At 60.7% G+C, this 4526-nt stretch carries 1 protein-coding gene; it reads right to left on the reverse strand.

Annotation, left to right across the window (positions count from 1 at the left end; all coding sequences use genetic code 11):
- Window positions 1-49: 49 nt before the first annotated feature.
- On the reverse strand, window positions 50-3616 hold the full coding sequence (locus NCT32_RS35550; RefSeq protein WP_250491408.1) for a CheR family methyltransferase: 3567 nt from the start codon (window positions 3614-3616) through the stop codon (window positions 50-52).
- Window positions 3617-4526: the final 910 nt, after the last annotated feature.

Here is a 4526-nt window from a genome sequence, read left to right on the forward strand (position 1 = left end):
CTGTCGTTCACGGGGCTCGAGATCGTGCTGTTCAACGACAAGTGGCAGTTCAAGTTCGCTCACGACGTGGGCGACGCGTTGTCTCCGGCGCAATGCCTCTGCCCGAATCTTTCACCTCGATGCAGGCGAAGCGATTATCTTCGGTCAGCACCACCCTGACACTGCCCCCACGAGGCGTGAATTTCAGAGCGTTGCGAAGAAGATTCCATAACATCTGTTCGACGCGCACGGAATCAGCCTGGATGACAAGCGCGGTGTCGATCCGCGACGTACTCAGGGCGATGCCGCTATTCCTTGCATCGCTGGCGCAGGCTTCCGTTACAGAGCGAACGATGGCCGCAAGATCGACGTCGGCGAATTTCAGCGCGAGCTTTCCCGTGCGCACCCGAGACAAGTCGAGCAGATCGTCGATGATCTTCGCCTGACTGATCACCGAGCGCTGAATGGCCTCGGCCGCACTCTGAACCAGGGGAATGTTCCTAGCATCCGGCGCACGACTGAGCAGCTCAGCCTTTACGTGGATGAGGTTCAGCGGATTCTTGAGTTCGTGTGACAGTACGGCGAAGAACTCGTCCTTCTGGCGATTGACCGATTCGGCCTGTGCGCGCGTCGCACGCTCCACCTCGAGCTGCAACTGCTGCTGACTCTCCACGCTCCTCTTGTCGGTCATGTCGCGGGCGATCTTGGCCAGTCCCTTGAAGCCCTCGCTGGCGATGGTGGTCATCACCCCGCTGCAATAGATTCGCCGGCCATCCTTGCGTTGATGCCACCGTTCATCTTCCGCCCGGCCGATCGCCTTTGCGGTCTCGCGTTCCCGGAGCGCGACATCTTGCGCGCGATCCTCCGGCGTGAAGATCAGATCGACGGGCTTGCCCAGTACCTCCTGTTCGTCATAACCAAACACGCGCTGCGCCCCCTTGTTCCAGCTCACGATCCTGCCGTCCAGGTCCTGCACGATGATCGCGTAGTCGTCGGTGGCGAGTGCGGCAAGCTTGAGCCGTTCCTCTCCCAGGCGCACGTCGTGCTGGGCCGCGCGTCGTTCCGTGATGTCGATCAACGTCAACACCATGCCGTCGATGCGGTCTTCGGCGGTACGGTAAGGCAGCAGCCGAACCAGATACCATTCGCCGCTCGTCGTGCCGACTTCGCGCTGCGTGATCTGCAGACTTTGGAAAGTAGCGCTCGCGTCGGCGGCCAGCTCCGGATAAATCAGGCGATGCGTCAGGTCGAACAGGGAACGTCCGATATCCGTTTCGATCAGGTTGAACAACCTGACAGCGGGTGCCGTAAATCGCTTGATGCGCATGTCGCTGTCGACAAAAATCGTGGCGATGCCCGTCGACGCAATGAGGTTTTGCAAATCGTCGTTGGCCTTCGCCGTTTCTTCGACCTTGAGCTGAAGGGCGCCGTTGACGGTGATAAGTTCCTCGTTGACCGACTGGAGCTCTTCCTTGCTTGTTTCGAGTTCTTCGGTCGCCGAGCGCATCTCTTCGTTGATCGCCTGAAGTTCTTCGTTCGAAGCCTTCAGTTCCTCGTTCGATGCGTTGGATTGCTCGATGCTCAGTTGCAGCAGTTCCTTGGTGCGATGCAATTCGCCCTCGAGATGGGCGACGACGGGATTCCGATCCGCACTGTCTTGCGCCGCCGCGTCGGGCCGGGTCGTCTCATCGACCTCATCGAAGAAAATCGTGCAGAACACGGTCGAGTTCGTCGCGTCGTTGAACGGACGAACCGTCATGTTCACGTAGGAATGCGCGGCGCCGCGCGAGAACCGCACCCGCTCGGCGTCGACGCTCCTGCCGTTCTGCAGCGCTTGAAAGAGCGCGGTGCGTAATTCGAGCCCCAAGTCAGGGTTGATGAGCGTGAGCAGATTATGCGAGGGCTCGCCGCCGACATATCGCAGGAATCGCCCGACGTCGTCGGACATGTGCAGGATCTCCGCGTTGCGGTCCACCAGCACGCTCGGCGGTGCGTAGCGTTCGATCGCCTGCTGATGAAGGCTCGCGAAAGTCAGGCTGGCCGAGTCGTGCATGGGTGTCGGTGCGAGCGCACGCGGCGCGGCCGAGTGGTTGCCGGTCACAGCCGGCGACGAGATCACGGGAACTCTCGTGGGCAGAGTCCTCGCCCGATAGATTCGATTTTTCTTGTCGACCGTGCTGAACAGATCGTCCGCGATGTCGACCGACTCCGAGGTCCCCAAAAATAGCAAACCACCGCGCTGAAGCGCGAAATGGAAGGTTTCGAGCACCTGACGCTGCACGGTCCGGTCGAGATAGATCAGCAGGTTGCGGCACGACACGAGATCGAGATGCGAGAACGGCGGATCGCGCAGCACGTTGTGAGGCGCGAACAGAACGCTGTCGCGCAGCGCCTTGTTGATGACATAGCGACCGCGCTCGAGCGTAAAGAAACGCCGCAGGCGCGAGGGCGGGATGTCTGTCAGAATCGACTCCGGATAGCTGCCCGTGCGCGCGATTTCTATCGCCTGCTGGTCGAGGTCCGTTGCAAATATCTGAAGTCTCGGTAACTCCGCGCCCTCCGCCTTGCGCTCGCTAAACAGCATGGCGAGCGAGTAGGCCTCTTCACCTGTGGAACATCCAGCCACCCATACGCGAAGGGGATCGGCCTCCACCCTGCTCGCTATGATTGCAGGCACGACTTCGCGCTCGACGGCCTCGAACGCCTCACGGTCGCGAAAGAAGTTCGTCACGCCAATGAGCATGTCGCGAAGCAGCGCGCCTGTTTCTTCCGGATGCGTTTCGACGAAGCGCTGATAGGCCAGCAGGTCCGGCAGGCCGTTGACCTGCAAACGACGCTCGATTCGCCTCAGTACGGTTGCGCGCTTGTAGTGCCGGAAGTCATGGCCGGTGCGAATGCGCAGCGTCTTCAGAATGCGATGCAGCGCATGTTCTGCCGAGGCCGTACCGTCCTCCGTCGCGTCAAGTACCGCCTCTGCTGGCTCGCCCTCGACTAATGGCAAAGTGATCGAACGGGCGTTCTCATTCAATTCGATCAGCTTCTGCGGGATGTCGGCAACCGGCAGCACGATGTCGACCTGGCCGGTTGCCATCGCATTGGCCGGCATCTCTCCACACTCGGCATCTTCGGGCGACTGGGCCAGCGTGACTCCGCCACACTCCTTGATGCGGCCAATGCCTATCGCGCCGTCGCTGCCCGACCCGGACAGAATGACGCTGATCGCACGCTCGCCGTGTGCCTCGGCGAGGCTGCGGAAGAAGAGGTCGATCGCGACCGCCCCCCCGTGCCTCCGCTCTGCTGGCGTTGCGGACAAATAGCCATCGGTCATCGACAGCGCGGTCGCCGGGGAAATCAGATATACATGGTTTTTTTCGATGGGCGTGGCCCCGGTCACCTGCGAGACCGGCATCCGGGTGACGCGCCGCAGAACATTGTCGGCCTGGCTTTCGTGCGAAGGCGAGAGGTGCAGCACGACCACGAACGCCATGCCCGGATCCCGTGGCATGTGTTCAAAGAATCGGATCAGGGCCTGAATGCCGCCTGCAGATGCACCAATGCCGACGACCGGAAAATCGAGCGCCGAAGCCGCACTAGGCGCTGCCGTCTGATTGCCCGCAGCATGAACTGGCTTTTCCATCTGACGAAGAAATTGAGGTAGGTCTGATGTTAGTTTAAGCCGATCTGACGTACGTGGGAGCCGACAAGATCCGCCCCGCCGGCGCCGTGGTCGCTCCGGTCGAGGACGTACACCGAGCCATCGTCAGAGCGTCGACATACTATCTTGCGCAAGGGCTTTGCCATGAACGAAAGAGGGCGGCTGACGCGGGAGTGGAAATCGATAGGACCGGCCATTCTATCTTGGTGAGTCGGAACGGCTCGATCATCAAACGAGTTGGCAGCGACAGTCCGAAGACAAGACATTGGCTAATACAGCGGCCCATCCGTTCGCGGCGCATTCGCCCCGACGCCAACATGAGCGTTCATGTCCACCTTAAGGTCGAAGTGGACCGACACACGACTAGGCAGGAAAGAAGACGAGTGACCGGTTGCTGCGAGGAACAGGCATTAGGAAGGCCGTGGGCTTCCCTTTTTGAACGTCCGAAAATGGCCGCGTAGAGGCAATGCCACCTGCGATCTGCTCGCCGAAGACCAGCCATTGAGCGTGGACGGACGAGACCTTGGAGATCCGCATTGGATGGCGACCCCGACCGAACGCTTGTGCCGCCCTGAGACCTGCGGACGTGACCAGGACCTGCGCCGCAGCGCCATGCTGTCCGCGTAACAGCTGTCAACAAATCGCGCCGTCCGATCGCGTTGAATGAAGGTTGTTGACCGTTTTCAGTTCCTCGCAAGCATCGGAACCTTCAAGTCCCCGTGTGTCAGCGTGCAGCGCGGTCGTTTACTCTCGCTCGGTCACCGTAAGAGGTGCAGAAGCGCATCGACGGTGTGCTCCACGGCAGGATCAGGCGCACGCAGGACAGATCGCGATACCGCTCGACGTTGTTCGACCATCGCTTTTCCCATCTGGCCAGCATGTCGCCGGCTTG

This window comes from Caballeronia sp. INML2 (assembly GCF_023631365.1).
In the GTDB taxonomy this organism is placed as follows: domain Bacteria; phylum Pseudomonadota; class Gammaproteobacteria; order Burkholderiales; family Burkholderiaceae; genus Caballeronia; species Caballeronia turbans.

Bases quoted from the DNA above. Each gene is read 5' to 3' on its own strand.
- NCT32_RS35550 (WP_250491408.1), bottom strand. From the start codon at position 3,616: ATGGAAAAGCCAGTTCATGCTGCGGGCAATCAGACGGCAGCGCCTAGT.